The sequence below is a fragment of the Massilia sp. LMS1-1-1.1 genome (assembly GCF_040815535.1).
Taxonomy (GTDB): domain Bacteria; phylum Pseudomonadota; class Gammaproteobacteria; order Burkholderiales; family Burkholderiaceae_D; genus Janthinobacterium; species Janthinobacterium aestuarii.
On the sequence record NZ_JBFPNG010000065.1, the window covers coordinates 94758 to 115816 of the forward strand.

A 21059-nucleotide genomic window follows, 5' to 3' on the forward strand; every position below is an offset into this window, starting at 1 on the left:
TAACCACCTAGCCACAGCCATGATCAAACAAGCTCTCCTCTCCGTTTCCGACAAGACCGGCGTTCTCGAATTCGCCCGCGCCCTGTCCGCCCTCGGCGTCAACCTCCTGTCCACAGGCGGCACCGCCAAATTGCTGGCAGACAACGGTGTTCCTGTCACGGAAGTGGCCGATTACACGGGTTTCCCGGAGATGCTCGATGGCCGTGTGAAAACCCTGCACCCGAAAGTGCACGGCGGTATCCTGGCGCGCCGTGATTTCCCTGAGCACATGTCGAAACTGGTCGAGCACGACATGCCGACCATCGACATGGTGGTGGTCAATCTATACCCGTTCCAGGGCACGGTCGCCAAGGCCGATTGCACCCTGGAAGACGCGATCGAAAACATCGATATCGGCGGCCCGACCATGCTGCGTTCGGCTGCCAAGAACCACAAGGACGTGGTCGTCATCTGCGATCCGACCGACTACGACGTGGTACTGGCGGAAATGCGTGCTGCCGATGGCAAGGCAGGCGACGTCAGCTACGACACCAAATTCATGCTGGCGAAAAAAGTCTTTGCGCACACGGCGCAATACGATGGCGCCATCACTAACTACCTGACGAGCCTGGGCCCGACGAAAGTGCACGCCGAGCGCGGCGCCTATCCGCAAATCCTGAATGTGGCCTTTGAAAAAGTGCAAGACATGCGCTACGGTGAAAACCCGCACCAGAGCGCTGCCTTCTACCGCGACCTCGTCACCACCGATGGCGCGCTGGCCAATTACCGCCAGCTGCAAGGCAAGGAATTGTCGTACAACAACATCGCCGACGCCGATGCGGCTTGGGAATGCGTGAAGAGCATGGGCGGCTTCGAGCAAAGCGCCGCTTGCGTCATCGTCAAGCATGCGAACCCATGCGGCGTGGCCCTGGGCAAGAATGCGGCGGAAGCATACGCGCGTGCCCTGCAGACGGACCCGACCTCGGCATTTGGCGGCATCATCGCCTTCAATACGGAACTCGACGGCGCCACCGCCGGCGAAATCGCCAAGCTGTTCGTGGAAGTGCTGATCGCTCCGTCGTTCTCCGCCGAAGCGAAACAGATTCTGTCGAGCAAGCAAAACGTGCGCATGCTGGAAATCCCACTGGGCAGCGGCGTGCACGCCATGGACTTCAAGCGCGTCGGTGGCGGTCTGCTGGTGCAATCGCCGGATGCGAAAAACGTCGGTATCGGCGACTTGCGCGTGGTCAGCAAACTGCAACCAACGCCGCAGCAACTGGCCGACCTGATGTTCGCCTGGAAAGTGGCGAAATTCGTCAAGTCGAACGCCATCGTCTTCTGCGGCAATAACATGACCCTGGGCGTGGGCGCTGGCCAGATGAGCCGTATCGATTCGGCCCGCATCGCGTCGATCAAGGCGCAAAACGCCGGCCTGTCGCTGACGGGCTCCGTCGTGGCGTCGGACGCCTTCTTCCCGTTCCGCGACGGCCTCGACGTCGTCGTCGACGCGGGCGCAACCTGCGTCATCCACCCGGGCGGCTCCATGCGCGACCAGGAAGTGATCGATGCGGCGGACGAGCGCGGCGTCGTGATGCTGTACACGGGTACGCGTCACTTCCGCCATTGATATCGATAGAGAGAGTAGGTCGGATTAGCGGGGCCGCAGGCTGCGCGTAATCCGACAAGCGCAGTTGGCAACGCATGTCGGATTACGCGTACCGCTAATCCGACCTACAGCTACTCGATAAAGTACTCAGCGGCAGGCACCGGTTATTCACCGGTGCCTGCCGTATTCATTATAGAATCTGGCGATGATTATTCTTGGCATCGATCCTGGCCTGCGCACGACCGGCTTTGGGGTCATTGAAAAACACGGCAACAAGCTGCGCTATATCGCGTCGGGGACCGTCAAGACGGGTTCCGAAGGGGAATTGCCGCCGCGCCTGAAGGTCATCCTGCGGGGCGTGAGCGAAATCGTCGGCACCTACCAGCCCGATTGCGCGGCCATCGAAAAAGTGTTTGTCAACGTCAATCCCCAATCGACCTTGCTGCTGGGCCAGGCGCGCGGCGCGGCCATTTGCGCGCTCGTGCATGCCGACCTGTCGGTGGCCGAATACACGGCGCTACAAGTGAAACAGGCCGTCACGGGCCACGGCAAGGCGGCCAAGGAGCAGGTGCAGGAAATGGTGTCGCGGCTGCTGTCCTTGCCCGGCTTGCCCGGTACGGATGCGGCCGACGCGCTGGGCGTGGCCATTTGCCACGCCAACAGTATCGATGCACTGGCCATGATAGGCGCGCTGGCGCCCCAGCTACAGGGCTTGCGTATGAAGCGCGGCCGTTTAGTAGGGTAGGCGCATGGCCCTCATATCAATAGAAACAACGATACACAACATTAGGAACACGCGATGATAGGCCGTCTCTCCGGTATTTTGCTTGAAAAGAATCCGCCACAATTGCTGGTCGATTGCCAGGGCGTCGGCTATGAAGTCGACGTGCCGATGAGCACCTTTTACAACTTGCCCCACGTGGGCGAAAAAGTCGTGCTGTTTACGCACCAGGCCATCCGCGAAGATGCGCACCTGCTGTTTGGCTTCGGCAATGCGGCCGAGCGCGCCGTGTTCCGCCAGCTGATCAAGATCACGGGCGTGGGCGCGCGCATGGCGCTGTCGATTCTCTCGGGCATGACGATTGCCGATCTGGCGCAGGCCATTACCCTGCAGGATTCCGGTCGCCTCGTGAAAGTACCGGGCATCGGCAAGAAGACGGCCGAGCGCCTGTTGCTGGAATTGAAGGGCAAGCTGGGTGCCGATATCGGCGCCGGCGGCGTGCATGCGGCGCCGGACGCGCAATCGGACATTTTGAATGCCCTGGTCGCGCTCGGTTATTCGGACAAGGAAGCGTTGGCCGCCGTGAAGAACGTACCGGCAGGTACCGGCGTGTCGGACGGCATCAAACTGGCGCTGAAAGCGCTGTCGAAAGGCTGATAGGGCATGAGCATCCAGACCGACAGCTTCACGGAACAGCGCATCATCGACGCGGCGCCCATCTCGCACAACGAGGAGGCGATCGAACGGGCCTTGCGCCCCAAGCAGCTCGACGAGTATGTCGGGCAGGAAAAGATCCGCGACCAGCTGGAGATTTTCATCACGGCCGCACGCCAGCGCAAGGAAGCGCTCGACCATACCTTGCTGTTCGGCCCGCCGGGCCTGGGCAAGACGACCCTGGCGCACATCATCGCGCGCGAAATGGGCGTCAATTTGCGCCAGACCTCCGGCCCCGTGCTCGAGCGCCCGGGCGACCTGGCGGCGATCTTGACGAACCTGGAAGCGAACGACGTCCTGTTCATCGACGAAATCCACCGGCTGTCGCCGGTCGTCGAGGAAATTTTATATCCGGCGCTTGAGGATTATCAAATCGATATCATGATCGGCGAAGGCCCGGCCGCCCGTTCCGTGAAGCTCGATCTGCAACCGTTTACCCTGGTCGGCGCCACCACGCGCGCCGGCATGCTGACCAACCCGCTGCGCGACCGCTTCGGCATCGTCGCGCGCCTCGAGTTCTACAACACGGGTGAACTGACGAAGATCGTCACGCGCAGCGCCGCCTTGCTGAAAGCCCCGATCGACCCGGAAGGCGCGCATGAAATCGCCCAGCGTGCCCGCGGCACGCCCCGTATCGCCAACCGCTTGCTGCGCCGCGTGCGTGATTTCGCGGAAGTCAAAAGCAATGGCGAGATCACCAAGGTGGTGGCCGACCGCGCGCTGGCCATGCTCGACGTCGATTCCGCCGGCTTCGACGTGATGGACCGCAAGCTGCTCGAAGCCGTGCTGTTCAAGTTCGGCGGCGGCCCCGTCGGTATCGGCAACCTGGCGGCGGCCATCGGCGAAGCGGCCGATACCATCGAAGACGTGCTGGAGCCGTATCTGATACAGCAAGGCTTCCTGCAGCGCAGGCCCCGTGGCCGAGTCGCCACGCCGGCCGCTTATTTGCACTTCGGCGTCAGCGCGCCGCGCATGGGCCCGGGCGGCGAAGCGTGGGAACTGTGATGGCGCAAGAAGGTATGTCAGGCATGCAAATCTGGATCGACGCGGATGCCTGTCCCGTCGTCATCAAGGAAATTTTGTACCGGGTCGCCGACCGCCTGGAGTTGCCGCTCACCCTGGTCGCCAACCAGGGCTTGCGCGTGCCGCCCTCGCGTTTCATCCACACCGTGCAAGTACCGTCCGGCGCCGACGTGGCCGATCAGGAAATCGTGCGGCTATTGAATCCCGGCGACCTCGTCATCACGGGCGACATCCCGCTGGCCGCCGACGTCTTGACCAAGGGCGGCTTTGCGCTCAATCCGCGCGGCGAATTCTACACGAAGGACAATATCGCCCAGCAACTGACGATGCGTGCCTTCATGGAAGAATTACGCAGCGGCGGCGTGGACACGGGCGGCCCGGCCGCCTTCAGCCAGTCGGACCGGCAGCAGTTTGCCAATAGCCTGGACCGGCATTTGAGCAAGCACCACCGCAAGCCGGCCCCGGCGCAGTAATTCGCGGACGAAAAAAAACCGGCGCAAGCCGGTTTTTTACGTGCATGTAACTTAGCGTGCAACTTTGCGCGTGCCCACCACTTCCACCGTCACACGGCGGTTCTTGGCGCGCCCGGCGGCACTTGTGTTGTCGGCTACCGGCTGCGTTTCTCCCTTGCCTTCCGTGTAGACGCGGCTCGTTTCCACGCCTTGCGCCACCAGGTAAGCCTTGACGGCTTCGGCGCGGCGCTGCGACAGCTTCTGGTTGTAGGTGTCAGGGCCGACGGCATCCGTATGGCCGACCGTGACGATCACTTCCAGGTCCATGTCCGTCAATTGACCGAGCAGCTGGTCCAGCGCAGCCTTGCCTTGTGGCTTGAGCGCCGATTGATCGAAATCAAACAGGGCTTCGGAAGCAAACGACACTTTTTCCGATACGGGGGCTGGCGCCGGTGGGGCCACGATGACGGGTGCCGGCATCGCGACGACAGGGGCGACTTCTGGCGCCGGCTGGTAAGCAGGCGTGGCGCTGGCCGGGCGGCCCAGTTTATACACGAGGCTGACGGAATACAGGTCCGCATCGCCACGGTTGCCGACGGCGTCGTTCAGGCGATAACGCTCGACTTCGCCGCGCAGGGCCAGCGCTTCGCTGAACTTGTATTCGAGGCCCAGACCCACCTTGGCGTTGAGCTTGCGCTCGCTGGCATGGGTATTGGTCGAACCCAGCAGGCGGTTGCCGCTGAATTCCGTGTTGGTCTTGGTGTAGTGCATGCCGACACGGCCCAGCAAGGACAGGCGCTGCGACAGCGGCAGCTGGCCCAGCAAGTCCAGGTTCACGCCGCGAAAGGCCGCTTGCCCGTTCAGTACGCCGTTGCCGCTGGTGGTCGACTTGAAATCGAACTTGCCCAGGTCAAAGTAACCGGCTTCCACGGCGAAATACTGGTTCAGCTGGCGGCCGACAAACAATTTATAGCCGGTGTCGCGCTGGTCCCTGCTGAAGCCGGTGACGGTTTCGCCGTTGGCGGCCAGGCTGGCGCGCAAGCGCGGCTCGTCGATGGTGGCGCGCGACTGGCCCACGCCCGCGCCGATGTACCAGGCGCTGTTGGCCCAGTCCGGGTTGATGAACGTATTGTCCTGCGCCTGCGCCGATTGCGCCGCCAGCAAGGCGCCGGTCATGACGCTTAGTGCGCCCAATGTGTGTGCGATAGTCATGGTCATGTCCCGGTTATTTGGTGATCTGGTTGTTGCGCAGGGTAACGGCGGCGGCCGTCAGCACGCGGCCATTGAGCAGGGTCGTGTTGTCGCCCACCGTGATGGCGGCCGACTGGCCCAGGATATTGCCCTTGAAGACGCTGTTCGCGGCCAGGGTGGTCGGGCCGACGGGCAGCCAGCTGACGTTGTCGGCCGTGGCGCCATTGTTCAGGGCAACTACCGAGTTGACGGTCGAATTCAAGGTCAGCGCCGTGCGGAAGATGTACACGCCGGGACCGTTCAGTGTCAGGGTACCCGTGATGCTGATGGCGCCCGCATAGCAATACACGCCGGGGCCGAAGGTCTGGCCGCCGAGGTCGATGCTGCCGGCAAAGCTGACGTCGCAGCTGCGGCTGTTGCCGTCCGTGATGGCCGCTTGCAAATCCGTCATGGCGCCGTCCAGGATGGCACCCGACTTGTAGTTGGTAAAACCTGCCGCCTGGGTCGGATCGACCGTTTGCGACGGCGAACCGACATCGCCCGTGATCAGGGTCGTACCGCCCGAATTATTCGTGATCGAGGTGCCGGCCAGCACGCCGAACGATGCGGCGCGGCCCAGGATGATCGGATTGAGGACGGGTGGGATGGCAACGGCAGTGACGGTCAGCAGCGCGCTGCCCGACTGGCCGCCGGCCGTGGCCGTGATGCTGCTGGTGCCGGCGGCGATGCCGGTGGCGACGCCCGTGTTCAGCACGCTGGCATTGGCAACCGTGCCCGACGTCCAGGCGGCGCTGTTGGTGATGATGGCGTTCGAGCTGTCCGAATACGTTGCGGTGGCAATGAATTGTTGCTGGGCACCGACAATGATGCTGGCGGTGGCCGGCGTGACGGCGATGCTGAGCAGGGTAATGGCCGGCACGGTGACGGTGGTGCTGGCCGTCTTGCCGTTGAAGCTGGTATTCATGACGCTGGTACCAAAGGCAACGCCGGTGACGAGGCCGCCGCTGGCGACGGTGGCCGAGGCTGGCGTGGCGGAAACGAAGCTGCTGCCGGCCGTGACGTCAACGCTGCTGCCATCCGAATACGTGGCAAGGACGGCCAGCTGGCGCGTCGAGGCGACGGGCACGATGGGGTTTTGCGGCGTGACGGCGATCGACAGCAAGGTCGCTGGCGTGACGGTCAGCACGGTGCTGGCCGTGAGCGCGCCCGTGGTGGCCGTGATCTGCGTCGTGCCGGCAACCTTGCCCAGCGCCAAGCCGCCAGCGGCGATGCTGGCCGTGGCAGGGCTGGCTGAAGCAAAGGCCGATACGGCCGTGACGTCGCGCGTGGTGCCGTCGCTGAAGCTGCCCGTCACCGTGAATTGCTGCGTTGCGCCGATGGCGATTGATGGCGCGAGCGGCGTGATGGCGATCGCGTTCAAGGTGGCGGGCGAGACGGTTAACTGTGCCGCTGCGCTCTTGCCGCCAAACGCGGCGCTGATGCTGCTGCTGCCGGCGGCGATGCCGGTGCTCAAGCCCGTGGCGGCATTGACTGTCGCGCTGGCCGGTGTGGCCGACGTCCAGGCCGACTTGGCGCTGACGTCTTGCGAGGAGCCATCGCTATACGTGGCGATGGCCGTGAATTGCTGGCCCGCACCGATGGCGACCGTGGCCGTGGCTGGTGTGACTGCCAGGCTGGACAGGGTAGCGCCCGGCAAGCCGAGGATGGGATCGCGTCCCTGGTCGCCGCCGCCGCAGCCAGCCAGGGCGGCCATGGCCAGTAGACCTGCCGAGACGATCAGCGGGTTCAGATATCGCTTGAAGAGATTCATAGTGTTCCTTTGTGCATGGCAGTCATTGCCGGTCATCCGCGGATGAGGTCATCCGGCAGAGCCATGCCGCCTGTCGCTACAGGGCGATGGCGTCACAGGCATGCACTATTTCATTTAGGAAACTTCAAGTATGTTCGGTGGCGCGCATAGGCCCCTGGCGTTCGGAGATAGGGTCAAAAAAATGTGATTCGGCCTGGAAAACAACGGCCGTGTGCGGAAAATAGACGTAAAAAAGCCGGCGTCAAGGCCGGCTTCATCAGGGCAGGGGGACTTTACTCTTCACGCACCCACGTCTGCGAGCGGCCAATCAGCGGGATGCCGACATAGCCGCGCACCTGCAGCTTGGTGCCGCCTTCCGTCAGTTCCGCCTTGCTCTTGTAAAGCTTGCCGGTGGCCGGGTCGATGATTTCGCCGCCCGTCCACTCCTTGCCGTCATATTTCAGGCCGGACAGGATCACCATGCCGACGATGGGCTGGTCCTTGTTGGCGCCCGTGCACTTGTCGCACTTGGGATTTTGATCTTCATTCGGGGCACGGAACAGTTTTTCGATCTTGCCTTGCAAGACGCCATTGTTTTCCGTGATAACGACGAGGGATTTCGGCTTGCCGCTGGCGTCGTCGATGGTTTTCCATGTGCCGACGGGGGTAAAGTTACCGTCGCGCGCGGTGGCGCTGCCGGCGATGGCCAGGGCGGCCACCAGTACGCTTGCTTGAATGCTTGCTGTGAATACTTTATGCATCGCTAGTCTCCATTGGTTTTTTGATCGTGTCACGAACAGTTATATACCAAGGCAAGACCAGCAGTGCTGCGCGGCGTCACGGATGACGCCGCGCAATCCTTCCAAACTTGCCTTATGCGCTGGCTAGTTTAGCAAACTGTTCGCGCAGTTTTTCAATTGTCGCCGAAAAACTGAGCAAGCGCTCGTTTTCTTGCGCAACGATGGCGGCAGGGGCGCGCGCGACGAAGCTTTCGTTGCCCAATTTGCTGTTGACTTTGGCAATTTCCGCTTCGATGCGGGCGATTTCCTTGCCCAGGCGTTCGCGTTCGGCGGCCACGTCGATTTCCACTTTCAGCATCAGCTTGGTGGTGCCGACGATGGCGACGGCCGCTGGCGAGTCTGGCAATGCATCGACGATCTGCACGTCGGCCAGCTTGCCCAGCGACTGGATGTATGGCGCATACGATGCCAGCGCTTCTTTCTCGCTGGCATTGCCCGCTTCGACGATCAGCGGCACGCGCACGGAAGGCGAGATCTGCATTTCGCCGCGCAGGTTGCGCGTCGCGTCCGTCAAGGCTTTCAGCTGCTGCATCCACGCTTCGGCCGATTCGTCGATCTTGTCGGTGTTGGCGATCGGATACGGCTGCATCATGATCGAATCACCTTCAGCTTTGAGCGTTTTGCCAGCCAAAGGCGCCACCGTCTGCCACAAGGCTTCCGTGACGAACGGAATGATCGGATGGGCCAGGCGCAGCACCACTTCCAGCACGCGCAGCAGGGTGTGGCGGGTGGCGCGCTGCTGGCCTTCCGTGCCTTGCTGAACTTGCACCTTGGCGACTTCCAGGTACCAGTCGCAATACTCGTCCCAGACGAATTTGTAGATGGTGGCGGCGATATTGTCGAAACGGAAGTCTTCAAAGCCCTTGGCCACGTCCAGTTCCGCCTTCTGCAGCAGCGAGATGATCCACTTGTCCGCTTGCGACAGGTCGGCGTCGTTCGCGGTGCAGTCCTTGCCTTCCGTATTCATCATGACGAAACGGGTGGCGTTCCACATCTTGTTGCAGAAGTTGCGGTAGCCTTCGCAGCGGCCCAGGTCGAAATTGATGTTGCGGCCCAGCGATGCATAGCTGGCCATGGTGAAGCGCACGGCGTCCGTGCCATAGGCCGAAATGCCTTCCGGGAATTCCTTGCGCGTGGCCTTGGTGATCTTTTCCGCGTCGCGCGGGTTCATCAGGCCCGTCGTGCGCTTGACGATCAGGTTTTCCAGGTCGATGCCGTCGATCAGGTCGATCGGGTCCAGCGTGTTGCCTTTCGACTTCGACATTTTCTGCCCCGTCGAATCGCGCACCAGGCCGTGCACGTAGACGGTTTCAAACGGTACCTTGCCCGTGAAGTGCGCCGTCATCATGACCATGCGCGCGACCCAGAAGAAGATGATGTCGAAACCGGTGACCAGCACGGACGATGGCAGGAAGGCCTTCATGTCCGGCGTTTCTTCCGGCCAACCCATGGTCGAGAACGGCACCAAGGCCGACGAGAACCACGTGTCGAGCACGTCGTCATCGCGCTTCAACGGGCCCGTGCTGCCGGCCGCCTGCGCCTTGGCGATGGCTTCCGCTTCCGTCTTGGCAACGAAGATATTGCCCTTGTCGTCGTACCAGGCCGGGATTTGATGGCCCCACCACAGCTGGCGCGAGATGCACCAGTCCTGGATGTTGTTGAGCCACTGGTTGTAGGTGGTGCTCCAGTTTTCCGGCACGAACTTGATTTCGCCGTTGGCGACCTTGTCCAGCGCCGTTTCGGCGATCGACTTGCCTGGGAAGAAGGTGCCTTCCGGGGCCGGCTTGCTCATGGCGACAAACCACTGGTCCGTCAGCATCGGTTCGATGACGACGCCCGTGCGGTCGCCGCGCGGCACCATCAGCTTGTGCGGCTTGACTTGCTCGAGCAAGCCTTGCGCGTCGAGGTCGGCGACGATCTGCTTGCGCGCGGCAAAGCGGTCCATGCCGCGGTAGGCTTCCGGCGCGTCGTCCGTGATCTTCGCGTCCAGTGTCAAAATGACGATCTGCGCCAGTTTGTGGCGCTGGCCCACGGCGTAATCGTTCATGTCGTGCGCAGGGGTGATCTTCACGCAGCCCGTGCCGAATTCCTTGTCGACGTATTCGTCGGCGATGATGGGGATTTCGCGGTCAGTCAATGGCAGTTTGAGCATCTTGCCCACCAGCGGCAGATAGCGCTCGTCCGTCGGATCGACGGCCACGGCCACGTCGCCCAGCATGGTTTCAGGACGGGTGGTGGCCACCGTCAGGAAGCCGCTGCCGTCCGCCAGCGGGTACTTGATGTACCACATGGAGCCATCTTCTTCCTCGGACACCACTTCCAGGTCGGACACAGCCGTGCCCAGCACGGGGTCCCAGTTGACGAGGCGCTTGCCGCGGTAGATCAGGCCCTGCTCGAACAGGCGCACGAAGACGTCGGTGACGACTTTCGAGCGCGGCTCGTCCATCGTGAAGTATTCGCGTTGCCAGTCGGCCGAAGCGCCCAGGCGGCGCATCTGGCCGGTGATGATGGAACCGGATTTTTCTTTCCATTCCCACACTTTTTCCACGAATTTCTCGCGGCCCAGGTCATGGCGCGAAATCTTTTGCGCGTCCAGCTGGCGTTGCACGACGATTTGCGTGGCGATGCCGGCGTGGTCGGTGCCGGGAATCCAGGCTGTGTTGTGGCCCAGCATGCGGTGGTAGCGGGTCAGGCCATCCATGATGGTCTGGTTGAACGCATGGCCCATGTGCAGGGTGCCGGTGACGTTCGGCGGCGGCAACTGGATGCTGAAGGAAGGTTTTCCGGCATCGAGGGTGGCGGTGAAGTAACCGCGCTGTTCCCACTCGGTGCGCCAGAATTGTTCAATGTCGGCGGGCTCGAAAGACTTGGCTAATTCCATGATTTGGCGTGTGATTGGCAAAAGGAACCATTATAGATGACACGGCATCGCCTGCAGCGTGGCAACCCGCCTTTTTCAGTGTTTTGGCGGCTTTGCGGGCCGTTTTGCCGCAACAGAACGGGGATGAAAGGGCTGCCGATGTTATAATGCCCGCCTCGGCGCCTCCTGCCCTATCTTTGCGGACGGTGCCAGCAGACGCAGTTTTATCCAACTCTCGTCCGCGTCACACGGCCAGCGCATCTGCGATGCCAGCCACTTTCAGAGCGTCCCCTGCGGGCTGGGCGCCTGAGCCACGCGCACCGCCAGCGGTGCACCATTCACGGCGGAATATCGCGCGCCACCGTTTGCCGGCCGCGCCGCCACAGTTTAGCCAGGAATGTTGTTATCTGGCCCGTCGTCTTTCGATACGGCACTCCGCAGCGCGCCTTGGCGCCTGTGGCCGCGCCATGGCCGCGCGCTTTCCCGGTTTTGCTTTTACAAGGAAACCAGCATGAAAAAAATCTCGATCACCGTCGGCTTCGTTTCTACCATCGCCACCCTGGGCGCCTTGCCTGCCGCCCACGCCCAGTCGTCAGTTGATCCGTCTTCAGTCACCATGTATGGCTTGATGGATGCGGGCCTGGTGCAGGAAGGCGGCGTCAGCAAGCTCACCAGCGGCATATCGGCTGGCTCGCGCCTGGGCCTGCGCGGCACCGAGTCCTTGGGCAATGGTCTGCAAGCCGTCTTCACCCTGGAAGCGGGCGTGCAGAGCGATACGGGCCGCTCCGACCAGGCGGGGCAATTGTTCGGCCGCCAGGCTTTTGTCGGCATCGACAGCCCGCTGGGCATGCTGACCGTGGGGCGCCAGTACAACCTGCAAAGCCAGGCCTTGACCGACGTGGCCGACCCGTTCGAAGGCGGCTTTGCCGGCGCGGCAACCAACCTGGCCGGTTATTCGGCCACGCGCATCGACAATACCGTGCGCTACACCTCGCCTGAAATGCGCGGCGTGACGGCCACCGTCCTGTACGGCTTTGGCGAACATACGGGTGTGGCGGCCGACCAGCGCTCGCTGGGCCTGGCCCTCGGCTATGTCAACGGTCCCTTGACCTTGCGCCTGGCGCGCCAGAGCCGTGCCGGCGAGCCGGGCAAGGCCGACGTGAACAACACGATTTTGGCCGGTAACTACAACTTCGGCGTGGCCACGGCCTTTGCCGGTTATGGCCGCAACACGGGCGATGGCAGCACCATGTTCTTTGCGGAAAACCCGTATGGCGCGACGCAGGCGCCGGCCCAGTCCACGGACAGCCGCGACGCCATCGTCGGCGTGTCCGTGCCGCTGGGCGCGACGACCTTGCTGGCCTCGTACGTGCACAAGGATGACCGCGATGCAGCCAACCGCGATGCGCGGCAGCTGGCCATCGGCGCCACGTATGCCTTGTCCAAGCGCAGCAATGTGTATGTTGCTTACGCGCACATCCGCAACCGCAACGACGCCGCCTACATGGTGGGCAACGCCACGGAAGTGGGCACGGGCAACCGCGCCTTCAACGTCGGCCTGCGCCACGCGTTTTAAGTCTTTGCGCTAGGCGGGCAGCATGCTGCCTTCGAGCAGCAATGTTTCGAAGGCGGCGGCGGCCAGGGGGCGGCTGAACAGGTAGCCCTGCATCTGGTCGCAGCCGTGCCGGCGCAGGAAGGCCAGTTGCTGTTCCGTTTCCACGCCTTCGGCGATGACTTTCAGGCGCAGGCTGTGCGCCAGCGAAATGATGGCGCGCACGATGGCCGCGTCGTCCATGCTGTGCGTGATGTCGCTGACGAAGGTTTTGTCGATTTTCAGCACGTCGATGGGGAAGTGGCGCAGGTAGGCCAAGCTGGAATAGCCGGTGCCGAAGTCGTCGATCGACAGTTGCACGCCCAGCGCCTTCAGCTTGGCCATGATGGCCGTGGCTTGCTCCACGTCATGCATGACCATGCTTTCCGTCAATTCCAGTTCCAGGTGGGCCGCGGCGAGTCCCGTGTCCGCCAGCGCCTGCGCCACCGCGTGCAGCAAATTCTTTTGTTTGAATTGCCGCGCCGACAGGTTGACGGCCAGGCGCAGCGGGCCATGGCCGGCCAGTTGCCAGGCGCGCGCCTGGGCGCATGCCGTGCGCAGCACCCAGTCGCCGATGGGTGTGATCAAGCCCATTTCCTCGGCCAGGCCGATAAAGCTGGCAGGCGGTACACGCCCCAGTTGCGGATGTTGCCAGCGCAGCAGCGCTTCCATGCCCACCACGGCGCCGCTGGCCAGGTCCAGCTGGGGCTGGTATTCGAGGTGGAACTGCCCCCGTTCCAGCGCGTGGCGCAACTCGCTCTCCAGTTCTAGCCGCTCCAGGGTGCCCGCATTCATGCTCGAAGCATAGAATTGCCAGTGGCCCCGTCCCTGTTCCTTGGCGCGGTACATGGCGATGTCGGCATGCTTGATCAGGGTGTCGGCATCGCCGCCATCGTCGGGATACACGGCCACGCCCATGCAGCAGCTGAGAAAAAACTCATATTCGCCCAGTTGCAGCGGCTGCGCCACGGCGTCCTGGATGCGTTGCAGGATGGCAGCGCCCGGCTCGCCATTGCCATGCTGGGGCAGCAGCAGCACGAATTCGTCGCCGCCCAGGCGCGCCACCGTGTCGACTTCGCGCGTGGCGCCGCACAGGCGCTCGGCCACGCTTTTCAGCACAAGGTCGCCCGCATCGTGGCCCAGGGTATCGTTGACAAATTTAAAGCGGTCGAGGTCGATGAAGACCACCCACAGGGGCAGGCCGCTGCGCCGCGTCACGGCCATCGCCTGCTCCAGCCGTTCGCGCAGCAGGGCCCGGTTGGCCAGGCCCGTCAGGATATCGTGCCTGGCCTGAAATTCCAGTTCCTGTTCAAAACGCATGACGCTGCTGATGTCATATTGCGCCACGACAAAGTGGCTGAGCGCGCCATCGCCAGCGTCGCGCACGGGGGCGACGAACAGTTCGCTCCAGTAGCTGCTGCCATCCTTGCGGAAATTGCGCACGATGGCCTTGCCTTCGCGTTGTTCGCGCAGGGCCGCCGTAATGGCGTGCATGTCTTGCCGCCCTTGTTCGGGACCCTGCAAGTCTTCCAGGCGCTGGCCGATGACTTCGCCGGCCGCATAGCCGGTGATGCGCTCGAAGGCGGGGTTGACGTATTCGATCAGGTAGCCTGGCGCGTCGGCGCTGCACAGGATGATGGCGTTGGCCGACACTTCGATGATGCGTTCGCGCAAACGCAGCGACTTTTCATTGTGCATGCGCGCGGCGATGTCTTCGGACAGGCGCAAATTGGCAAACTGCAGCGCCGCCGTGCGTTCGCCCGTGATGCGGGCAATCACGGAATTGCGCGAGACCAGCTGATACACGTATGCGGCCGCCAGCAGGCTCGACAGCATTCCACCGAGCAGCACATACAGCGAGCCGCGATGGCTGGCGTCCAGGCCCATGCCTTTGGCCGGCAGCAGGGCGGCGCCCAAGGTGTGTCCGCTGGCGTGGTACTGCAGCAGCAGCCGTGCGCTTTCCGCTTCGATCTGGCGCGCCGAGGCGTAGCACAGGGCCGTCAGGCACAGCCCGAACGCGAGGGTGAGCAGGGCCGAGGTGGAAACGGAAATGGAGATGCGTTTGAAGAATGATTGCATGGTGGTCCCGTGGCAGCACCGGTGCCGATCCATGATCAGGCAGGCCGGGCAGTGACTGACTGTAGGGTGCGCGGCGAAATGCCGTCCGTTCGCTACCGAACGGACGGCCATGCCGACAAGAAATATAGTCGGGTCACTGTGCCAGCGCTGTGTTACGCTGCACCGCATGGCGCCCCTCGTTCGGACGCCTTTCATCTCCCCCCTAGCTGACGACTGGAAAACAGGAAACCTGCCCATGTCGAGTCCGCATGCCCAGCTGCACAACCCGAATCAAAACCATTTGCTCGCCGCCATGCTCGACGCCGATTTCGCGCGCCTGGCTCCCCATCTGGAACAAGTATCGATGCTGCTCGGTGACGTGATCTACGATTCGGGCGACAAGCTGCAGCATGTGTATTTCCCCACCACGGCCATCGTTTCGATTCACTACCTGCTGGAAAACGGCGGCTCGTCGGAAATTGCCGGTGTCGGCAATGAAGGCGTCGTGGGCGTGTCGCTGTTCATGGGCGGCAACTCGACGCCGAGCCGCGCCGTCGTGCAGACGGGCGGCGTCGGTTACCGGCTGAAGGCGCATTTGCTGATGGAAGAATTCGACCGCGCCGGTCCCGTCATGCGCTTGCTGCTGCGCTATACGCAAGCCTTGATCACGCAAATGTCGCAGACGGCCGTGTGCAACCGCCACCATACGGTGGAACAGCAGCTGTGCCGCTGGCTGCTGCTGACCATGGACCGCCTGCCGAACCGCGAGCTGACGATGACACAGGAGTTGATTGCCAACATGCTGGGCGTGCGCCGCGAAGGCGTGACGGAAGCGGCCGGGCGTTTGCAGACGCGCGGCTTTATCAGCTACCGGCGCGGCCATATTTCCGTGCTGGACCGCGCCGGCCTCGAAGGCCATGTATGCGAATGCTATGGCGTGGTCAAAAAGGAATTCACGCGCCTGTTGTCGGACGTGCGCCAGCGCCAGGCGCGCTGAACGCCGCATCCTCTCTTTTATCGTTGTCACAGCCCGGGCTACCCCATGCAATCTGTCGAAAACATTCCCCCGCGCGCACCATCGCGCTGGCCCATGGCGCTGGCGTTCTCGTTCAGCGCCATCGTGCTGCTGGCCATCGGCCTGCTGGCCTGGCGCGCGCCGTTCGAGACGGCATGCGTCATCGATGCGCTGGTCTTCTTGCTGCTGATGCTGCTCGTGGCGCTGTACCGGCGCACCCTGGCCGCCAGCCTGCCGCGCCAGCTGCTCAAGGCGGGCGCCTTGCAGGATGCGATTTTCAACAGCGCCAATTTCTCATGCATCGCCACCGATGCGCAGGGCGTAATCCAGATTTTCAACGTGGGCGCCGAACGCATGCTCGGTTATGCGGCGAGCGACGTGGTCGACAAGCTGACGCCGGCCGGTATTTCTGACGCGCAAGAAATCGTCGCGCGCGCAGCCGCCCTCAGTGCCGAACTCGACACCGTCATCACGCCCGGCGTGGAAGCGCTCGTGTTCAAGGCCACGCGCGGCATCGAAGACATCTATGAACTGACTTACATCCGCAAGGATGGCAGCCGCTTTCCCGCCATCGTTTCCGTGACGGCCTTGCGCGATGCGCAAAGCAAGGTCATCGGTTACTTGCTGATCGGCACGGACAACACGGTGCGCAAGCAGGTCGAGGCGGAACAGGCCTTGCTGGACCAGCGCCTGCAGGAGCAGCAGGCGTACACGCGCTCGCTGGTCGAGACCAACAATGCTGAGTTGAAGAAGGCGCGCCAGGTGGCGGAAAAGGCCAACCGCGCCAAGTCCGAATTTTTGTCGAGCATGAGCCACGAATTGCGCACGCCGCTGAATGCCGTGCTGGGCTTTGCGCAGCTGATGGCCTCCGACGTGCCGCCACCGAGCCCGCCGCAGCAGCGCTCGATCGAACAAATCCTCAAGGGCGGCTGGTATCTGCTGCGCCTGATCAATGAAATCCTCGACCTGGCCATGATCGAATCGGGCAAGGTCACCTTGTCGCAGGAAGCGATGTCGCTGCTCGACGTGTTGCAGGATTGCCAGGCGATGATCGCGCCGCAGGCGGAAAAACGCGGCATCCGCATGCATTTCCCCCGCTGCGGCGAAGCCTACTTCGTGCATGCGGACCGCACGCGCGTGAAACAGGTGATGGTCAACCTGCTGTCGAACGCCATCAAGTACAACCAAGGCGGCGGCACCGTCACCGTCGATTGCAGCCAGCGCGGCACCAAGGTACGGGTCAGTGTGCGCGACAGCGGCGCCGGACTCGACGCGGGCCAGGTAGCCCAGCTGTTCCAGCCGTTCAACCGCCTGGGACAGGAAAACAGCACGGAAGAGGGCACGGGCATCGGCCTCGTCGTCACCAAGCAACTGGTCGAATTGATGGGCGGTACTATCGGCGTCGACAGCACGGTCGGCGTGGGCACCACGTTCTGGTTTGAACTGGCCGCCAGCAGCGCGCCGGCACTGGTGCTGGGCGACGGCGACGCGCTGCCGCAGGTGCAGGAGCCGCAGGAAAGCCAGCGCACCTTGCTGTACGTGGAAGACAATCCCGCCAACCTGGCGCTGGTGGAGCAATTGATTGCCCGCCGCAGCGATTTGAAGCTGCTCACGGCCATCGATGCGCACCTGGGCATCGACCTGGCGCGCACGTATCAGCCGGACGTGATCTTGATGGACATCAACCTGCCCGGCATCAGCGGCTTTGGCGCCCTGCATATCCTGCACGACGATCCGCTGACGAGCCATATTCCCGTGATGGCCCTGTCGGCCAATGCTGTGCCGCGCGACATCGAGAAGGGCCTGGAAGCGGGCTTCTTCCGCTACCTGACCAAGCCGATCAAGGTCGTCGAATTCATGGATGCGCTCGACGTGGCCCTGCACCATGCGGCCGCGCACGGCCTGGCCGACGACATTCACGCAGTACGCTAATTCAGCATTTATTTTTAGGAATACCGCCATGCTTCAAGCCACCGAGATCCTGAACGCCAGCATCCTCATCGTCGATGACCAGGAGGCCAATGTCATGCTGCTGGAACAGGTGCTGCGCAATGCCGGTTATACGCGCATCACGTCCACCATGGACCCGCAAGCCGTGCGGGCGCTGCACCAGCAGCACCGCTACGACCTGATCCTGCTCGACTTGCAGATGCCGGAAATGGATGGCTTCGAAGTCATGGAAGGCTTGCGCGACATCGAGGCGGGCAGCTATCTGCCCGTGCTGGTGATCACGGCCCAGCCCGGCCACAAGCTGCGCGCGCTGCAAGCGGGCGCCAAGGATTTCGTCAGCAAGCCGTTCGACCTGGTGGAAGTGAAAACGCGCATCCACAACATGCTGGAAGTGCGCCTGCTGTACCAGAAGCTGGCCGAATACAACAAGTCGCTCGAGCAGATGGTGGAAGAACGCACGGCGGAGCTGCGCGAAAGCGAAGCGCGCTTCCAGCGTTTCACGGAACTGTCGTCCGACTGGTACTGGGAACAGGATGCGCAGGGCAATCTGACGCGCTTTTCCGGTCCCGTGGCTGAAATGCTGGGTATCGGCAGCGAGGCAGAGCCGCAGCGCTGGAATGCCGCCGAGCGCGCCTTGCTCGACGCAAAAATTGCCGCGCGCGAACCGTTCCTCGATTTCATCTACAGCCGCGCCAACCTCGACGGCAGTACGCAGTACCTGCAAGTGAGCGGCGAACCGATGTTCGACAATGGCAGCCGCTTCATCGGCTACCGCGGCATCGGCCTCGATGTCACGGAGCGCCATCGCGGCGCCTGATTTATACTTGCTGCTATCCATATCCACTAGGAAAGCATCATGGCTGACAAATTAACGCCGCAATACTGGTTCCCCGCCAAGACCTATGGCTGGGGCTGGGGCTTGCCCATCACGTGGCAGGGCTGGCTGGTGTTCCTGGCCGCGCTGGCGCTGTTCGCCTGCGGCGCCTTCCTGTTTCCGCCGCAAACCATGCTGGTCGGCTACATCGTGTATGAAGTGGCCATCGTTGCCGTGCTCATTTTCATCTGCCAGCTGAAAGGCGAACCGACCAGCTGGCGCTGGGGCAAGAAGAAGTAGAGCGATGTACAAAGACGACACCTGCAAGAAATCATCTGGCCGCGCGGCGTGAACCGCGTATAATTGGCTCGCTGCCGCAAGGCGGCAAACGCTAGGGGTCCTGCCTTTCGCTGTGGAAACACAGTGCAAGCGCGGGTGAGAAATACCCTCCGAACCTGATCTGGATAATGCCAGCGAAGGGAAGCTTTAGGATGAACGCACCCCGCCTTTCCGCGTGCGCGCAGCCGAACCTCCTTAGCTGGCTCCAGGCTTAAAAATAGTCTAGCCAAGGAGCCAAAATGAACGCCAACCCGAAATTCCTCTCCGCCACCGCCACGGTCGACGAAGCCGCCATCGCGCCGCTGCCCAATTCGCGCAAGATCTATGTTGAAGGCAGCCGCCCCGACATCCGCGTGCCCATGCGCGAGATCAGCCAGTCCGACACGGAAGCGTCGTTCGGCGGCGAAAAGAATCCGCCGATCTACGTCTACGACACGTCCGGCCCGTACACGGACCCGGACGTGCAGATCGACATCCGCTCGGGCCTCGATACGCCGCGCCTGCCGTGGATCGTCGAACGTGCCGATACGGAAGAATTGCCGGGCCCGACCTCCGACTATGGCATCGCCCGTCTGGCGGACCCAAAACTGGCCGAGCTGCGTTTCAACCTGCACCGCAAGCCGCGCCGCGCCATTGCCGGCAAGAACGTGACGCAGATGCATTACGCGCGCCAGGGCATCATCACGCCGGAAATGGAATACGTCGCCATCCGCGAAAACATGCGCCGCCAGGAATATTTGCGCGAGCTGAAAGCGTCCGGTCCCATGGGCGAGCGCCTGGCCGACCTGATGGGCCGCCAGCATCCGGGCCAGTCGTTCGGCGCCAGCATCCCGGCCGAGATCACGCCGGAATTCGTGCGCGAGGAAATCGCCCGCGGCCGCGCCATCATCCCCGCCAACATCAACCATCCGGAAGTCGAGCCGATGATTATCGGCCGCAATTTCCTCGTGAAAATCAACGCGAATATCGGCAACTCGGCCGTCACCTCGTCGATCGGCGAGGAAGTGGAAAAGATGACCTGGGCCATCCGCTGGGGTGGCGACAACGTGATGGATTTGTCCACAGGTAAACATATCCACGAGACGCGCGAATGGATCGTGCGCAACAGCCCCGTGCCGATCGGCACCGTGCCCATCTACCAGGCCTTGGAAAAGGTCAATGGCAAGGCCGAAGACCTGACGTGGGAAATCTTCCGCGATACCCTGATCGAGCAGGCCGAGCAGGGCGTCGACTACTTCACCATCCACGCGGGCGTGCTGCTGCGCTATGTGCCGATGACTGCCAAGCGCCTGACGGGCATCGTGTCGCGCGGCGGCTCCATCATGGCGAAATGGTGTCTGGCGCACCACCAGGAATCGTTCCTGTACACGCATTTCGAGGAGATTTGCGAAATCATGAAGGCGTACGACGTGTCGTTCTCGCTGGGCGACGGCTTGCGTCCCGGCTCCATCTACGACGCCAACGACGAGGCGCAGCTGGGCGAACTGAAAACCTTGGGCGAGCTGACGCAAGTCGCCTGGAAGCACGACGTGCAAGTGATGATCGAAGGCCCGGGCCACGTTCCGATGCAGCTCATTAAAGAAAACATGGACTTGCAGCTGGAACAGTGCGGCGAAGCGCCGTTCTATACCCTGGGGCCATTGACGACCGATATCGCTCCCGGCTACGACCACATCACCTCGGGCATTGGCGCGGCCATGATCGGCTGGTATGGCACGGCCATGTTGTGTTACGTGACGCCGAAGGAACATCTGGGCCTGCCCAACAAGGCGGACGTCAAGGACGGCATCATCACCTACAAGATTGCGGCGCACGCGGCCGACCTGGCCAAGGGCCATCCGGGCGCGCAAATCCGCGACAACGCCCTGTCGAAAGCCCGCTTCGAATTCCGCTGGGACGACCAGTTCAATATCGGCCTGGACCCGGACAAGGCGCGCGAATTCCACGATGAAACCTTGCCCAAGGATTCTGCCAAGGTGGCGCATTTCTGCTCCATGTGCGGCCCGCATTTCTGCTCGATGAAGATCACGCAGGAAGTGCGCGAATACGCGGCCGGCATGGGCATCGCGGAAGACAAGGTGCTCAAGCAGGGCATGGAAATCAAGGCCATCGAATTCATCAAGAACGGTGCCGAGCTGTACCGCAAGGTCTGAGGGA

16 protein-coding genes and 1 riboswitch are annotated in these 21059 nt (G+C 62.5%); of the genes, 11 read left to right on the forward strand and 5 right to left on the reverse strand.

Annotated elements, in window-relative coordinates:
• Positions 1-19 precede the first annotated feature (19 nt).
• From purH to MRBLMS1_RS27420, 5 genes are all read left to right on the forward strand, one after another.
• Positions 20-1606: a bifunctional phosphoribosylaminoimidazolecarboxamide formyltransferase/IMP cyclohydrolase gene (gene purH, locus MRBLMS1_RS27400; protein ID WP_139091735.1), complete on the forward strand. Its 1587-nt coding sequence runs from the start codon at positions 20-22 to the stop codon at positions 1604-1606.
• 184 nt (positions 1607-1790) lie between these two features.
• Positions 1791-2330 carry a crossover junction endodeoxyribonuclease RuvC gene (gene ruvC, locus MRBLMS1_RS27405; protein ID WP_034749205.1) on the forward strand — a complete coding sequence of 180 codons (540 nt, stop codon included), beginning with the start codon at positions 1791-1793 and terminating at the stop codon, positions 2328-2330.
• A gap of 54 nt (positions 2331-2384) precedes the next feature.
• Positions 2385-2963, forward strand: a complete 579-nt coding sequence (gene ruvA / locus MRBLMS1_RS27410) for a Holliday junction branch migration protein RuvA (protein ID WP_139091733.1) — start codon at positions 2385-2387, stop codon at positions 2961-2963.
• 6 nt (positions 2964-2969) lie between these two features.
• Positions 2970-4025, forward strand: coding sequence for a Holliday junction branch migration DNA helicase RuvB (ruvB, locus tag MRBLMS1_RS27415; protein ID WP_485883458.1), 1056 nt, complete (start codon positions 2970-2972; stop codon positions 4023-4025).
• Positions 4026-4048: 23 nt separating this feature from the next.
• Positions 4049-4516, forward strand: a complete 468-nt coding sequence (locus MRBLMS1_RS27420) for a YaiI/YqxD family protein (protein ID WP_485883460.1) — start codon at positions 4049-4051, stop codon at positions 4514-4516.
• Positions 4517-4567: 51 nt separating this feature from the next.
• Here MRBLMS1_RS27420 and MRBLMS1_RS27425 read toward each other — a convergent pair whose 3' ends face one another.
• The 4 genes from MRBLMS1_RS27425 to MRBLMS1_RS27440 all read right to left on the reverse strand — a co-directional run bounded on the left by MRBLMS1_RS27425 (position 4568) and on the right by MRBLMS1_RS27440 (position 11156).
• Entirely contained in the window at positions 4568-5707 is a 1140-nt protein-coding gene (locus MRBLMS1_RS27425) for an OmpA family protein (protein ID WP_485883462.1), read from the reverse strand.
• Between the two features lie 13 nt (positions 5708-5720).
• Positions 5721-7496 carry an ice-binding family protein gene (locus MRBLMS1_RS27430; protein WP_485883464.1) on the reverse strand — a complete coding sequence of 592 codons (1776 nt, stop codon included), beginning with the start codon at positions 7494-7496 and terminating at the stop codon, positions 5721-5723.
• Between the two features lie 272 nt (positions 7497-7768).
• Positions 7769-8236, reverse strand: coding sequence for a DUF2147 domain-containing protein (locus tag MRBLMS1_RS27435; protein ID WP_485883466.1), 468 nt, complete (start codon positions 8234-8236; stop codon positions 7769-7771).
• Between the two features lie 112 nt (positions 8237-8348).
• A complete protein-coding gene (locus MRBLMS1_RS27440) occupies positions 8349-11156 on the reverse strand; it encodes a valine--tRNA ligase (protein WP_485883468.1) in 2808 nt (935 codons plus the stop codon).
• A 490-nt stretch (positions 11157-11646) separates the two neighbouring features.
• Here MRBLMS1_RS27440 and MRBLMS1_RS27445 point away from each other — a divergent pair, with 490 nt between their 5' ends.
• Complete coding sequence (locus MRBLMS1_RS27445) at positions 11647-12711, forward strand: porin (protein WP_485883470.1); 1065 nt, start codon at positions 11647-11649, stop codon at positions 12709-12711.
• 9 nt (positions 12712-12720) lie between these two features.
• Here the strand turns inward: MRBLMS1_RS27445 and MRBLMS1_RS27450 are convergent, their stop codons facing one another.
• Positions 12721-14805, reverse strand: a complete 2085-nt coding sequence (locus tag MRBLMS1_RS27450; RefSeq protein ID WP_485883472.1) for a putative bifunctional diguanylate cyclase/phosphodiesterase — start codon at positions 14803-14805, stop codon at positions 12721-12723.
• A 235-nt stretch (positions 14806-15040) separates the two neighbouring features.
• On the opposite strand from MRBLMS1_RS27450, the gene MRBLMS1_RS27455 reads away from it, so the two are divergent.
• From MRBLMS1_RS27455 to thiC, 5 genes are all read left to right on the forward strand, one after another.
• Complete coding sequence (locus MRBLMS1_RS27455; RefSeq protein WP_046683441.1) at positions 15041-15781, forward strand: Crp/Fnr family transcriptional regulator; 741 nt, start codon at positions 15041-15043, stop codon at positions 15779-15781.
• A 45-nt stretch (positions 15782-15826) separates the two neighbouring features.
• Complete coding sequence (locus tag MRBLMS1_RS27460) at positions 15827-17731, forward strand: PAS domain-containing hybrid sensor histidine kinase/response regulator (protein ID WP_485883475.1); 1905 nt, start codon at positions 15827-15829, stop codon at positions 17729-17731.
• A gap of 28 nt (positions 17732-17759) precedes the next feature.
• Complete coding sequence (locus MRBLMS1_RS27465; RefSeq protein ID WP_485883477.1) at positions 17760-18566, forward strand: response regulator; 807 nt, start codon at positions 17760-17762, stop codon at positions 18564-18566.
• A gap of 39 nt (positions 18567-18605) precedes the next feature.
• Entirely contained in the window at positions 18606-18863 is a 258-nt protein-coding gene (locus MRBLMS1_RS27470) for a hypothetical protein (protein WP_485883479.1), read from the forward strand.
• A gap of 83 nt (positions 18864-18946) precedes the next feature.
• A riboswitch (TPP riboswitch) is annotated at positions 18947-19062 on the forward strand.
• A gap of 79 nt (positions 19063-19141) precedes the next feature.
• Positions 19142-21055 (forward strand): phosphomethylpyrimidine synthase ThiC, encoded by a 1914-nt coding sequence (gene thiC, locus MRBLMS1_RS27475; protein WP_485883481.1) that lies wholly within the window; start codon positions 19142-19144, stop codon positions 21053-21055.
• Positions 21056-21059: the final 4 nt, after the last annotated feature.

What these genes read in the sequence shown, in the direction of transcription:
- purH (WP_139091735.1), top strand. Translation starts at nt 20, where the DNA reads ATGATCAAACAAGCTCTCCTCTCCGTTTCCGACAAGACCGGCGTTCTC.
- ruvC (WP_034749205.1), top strand. Translation starts at nt 1,791, where the DNA reads ATGATTATTCTTGGCATCGATCCTGGCCTGCGCACGACCGGCTTTGGG.
- ruvA (WP_139091733.1), top strand. Translation starts at nt 2,385, where the DNA reads ATGATAGGCCGTCTCTCCGGTATTTTGCTTGAAAAGAATCCGCCACAA.
- ruvB (WP_485883458.1), top strand. Translation starts at nt 2,970, where the DNA reads ATGAGCATCCAGACCGACAGCTTCACGGAACAGCGCATCATCGACGCG.
- MRBLMS1_RS27420 (WP_485883460.1), top strand. Translation starts at nt 4,049, where the DNA reads ATGCAAATCTGGATCGACGCGGATGCCTGTCCCGTCGTCATCAAGGAA.
- MRBLMS1_RS27425 (WP_485883462.1), bottom strand. Translation starts at nt 5,707, where the DNA reads ATGACTATCGCACACACATTGGGCGCACTAAGCGTCATGACCGGCGCC.
- MRBLMS1_RS27430 (WP_485883464.1), bottom strand. Translation starts at nt 7,496, where the DNA reads ATGAATCTCTTCAAGCGATATCTGAACCCGCTGATCGTCTCGGCAGGT.
- MRBLMS1_RS27435 (WP_485883466.1), bottom strand. Translation starts at nt 8,236, where the DNA reads ATGCATAAAGTATTCACAGCAAGCATTCAAGCAAGCGTACTGGTGGCC.
- MRBLMS1_RS27440 (WP_485883468.1), bottom strand. Translation starts at nt 11,156, where the DNA reads ATGGAATTAGCCAAGTCTTTCGAGCCCGCCGACATTGAACAATTCTGG.
- MRBLMS1_RS27445 (WP_485883470.1), top strand. Translation starts at nt 11,647, where the DNA reads ATGAAAAAAATCTCGATCACCGTCGGCTTCGTTTCTACCATCGCCACC.
- MRBLMS1_RS27450 (WP_485883472.1), bottom strand. Translation starts at nt 14,805, where the DNA reads ATGCAATCATTCTTCAAACGCATCTCCATTTCCGTTTCCACCTCGGCC.
- MRBLMS1_RS27455 (WP_046683441.1), top strand. Translation starts at nt 15,041, where the DNA reads ATGTCGAGTCCGCATGCCCAGCTGCACAACCCGAATCAAAACCATTTG.
- MRBLMS1_RS27460 (WP_485883475.1), top strand. Translation starts at nt 15,827, where the DNA reads ATGCAATCTGTCGAAAACATTCCCCCGCGCGCACCATCGCGCTGGCCC.
- MRBLMS1_RS27465 (WP_485883477.1), top strand. Translation starts at nt 17,760, where the DNA reads ATGCTTCAAGCCACCGAGATCCTGAACGCCAGCATCCTCATCGTCGAT.
- MRBLMS1_RS27470 (WP_485883479.1), top strand. Translation starts at nt 18,606, where the DNA reads ATGGCTGACAAATTAACGCCGCAATACTGGTTCCCCGCCAAGACCTAT.
- thiC (WP_485883481.1), top strand. Translation starts at nt 19,142, where the DNA reads ATGAACGCCAACCCGAAATTCCTCTCCGCCACCGCCACGGTCGACGAA.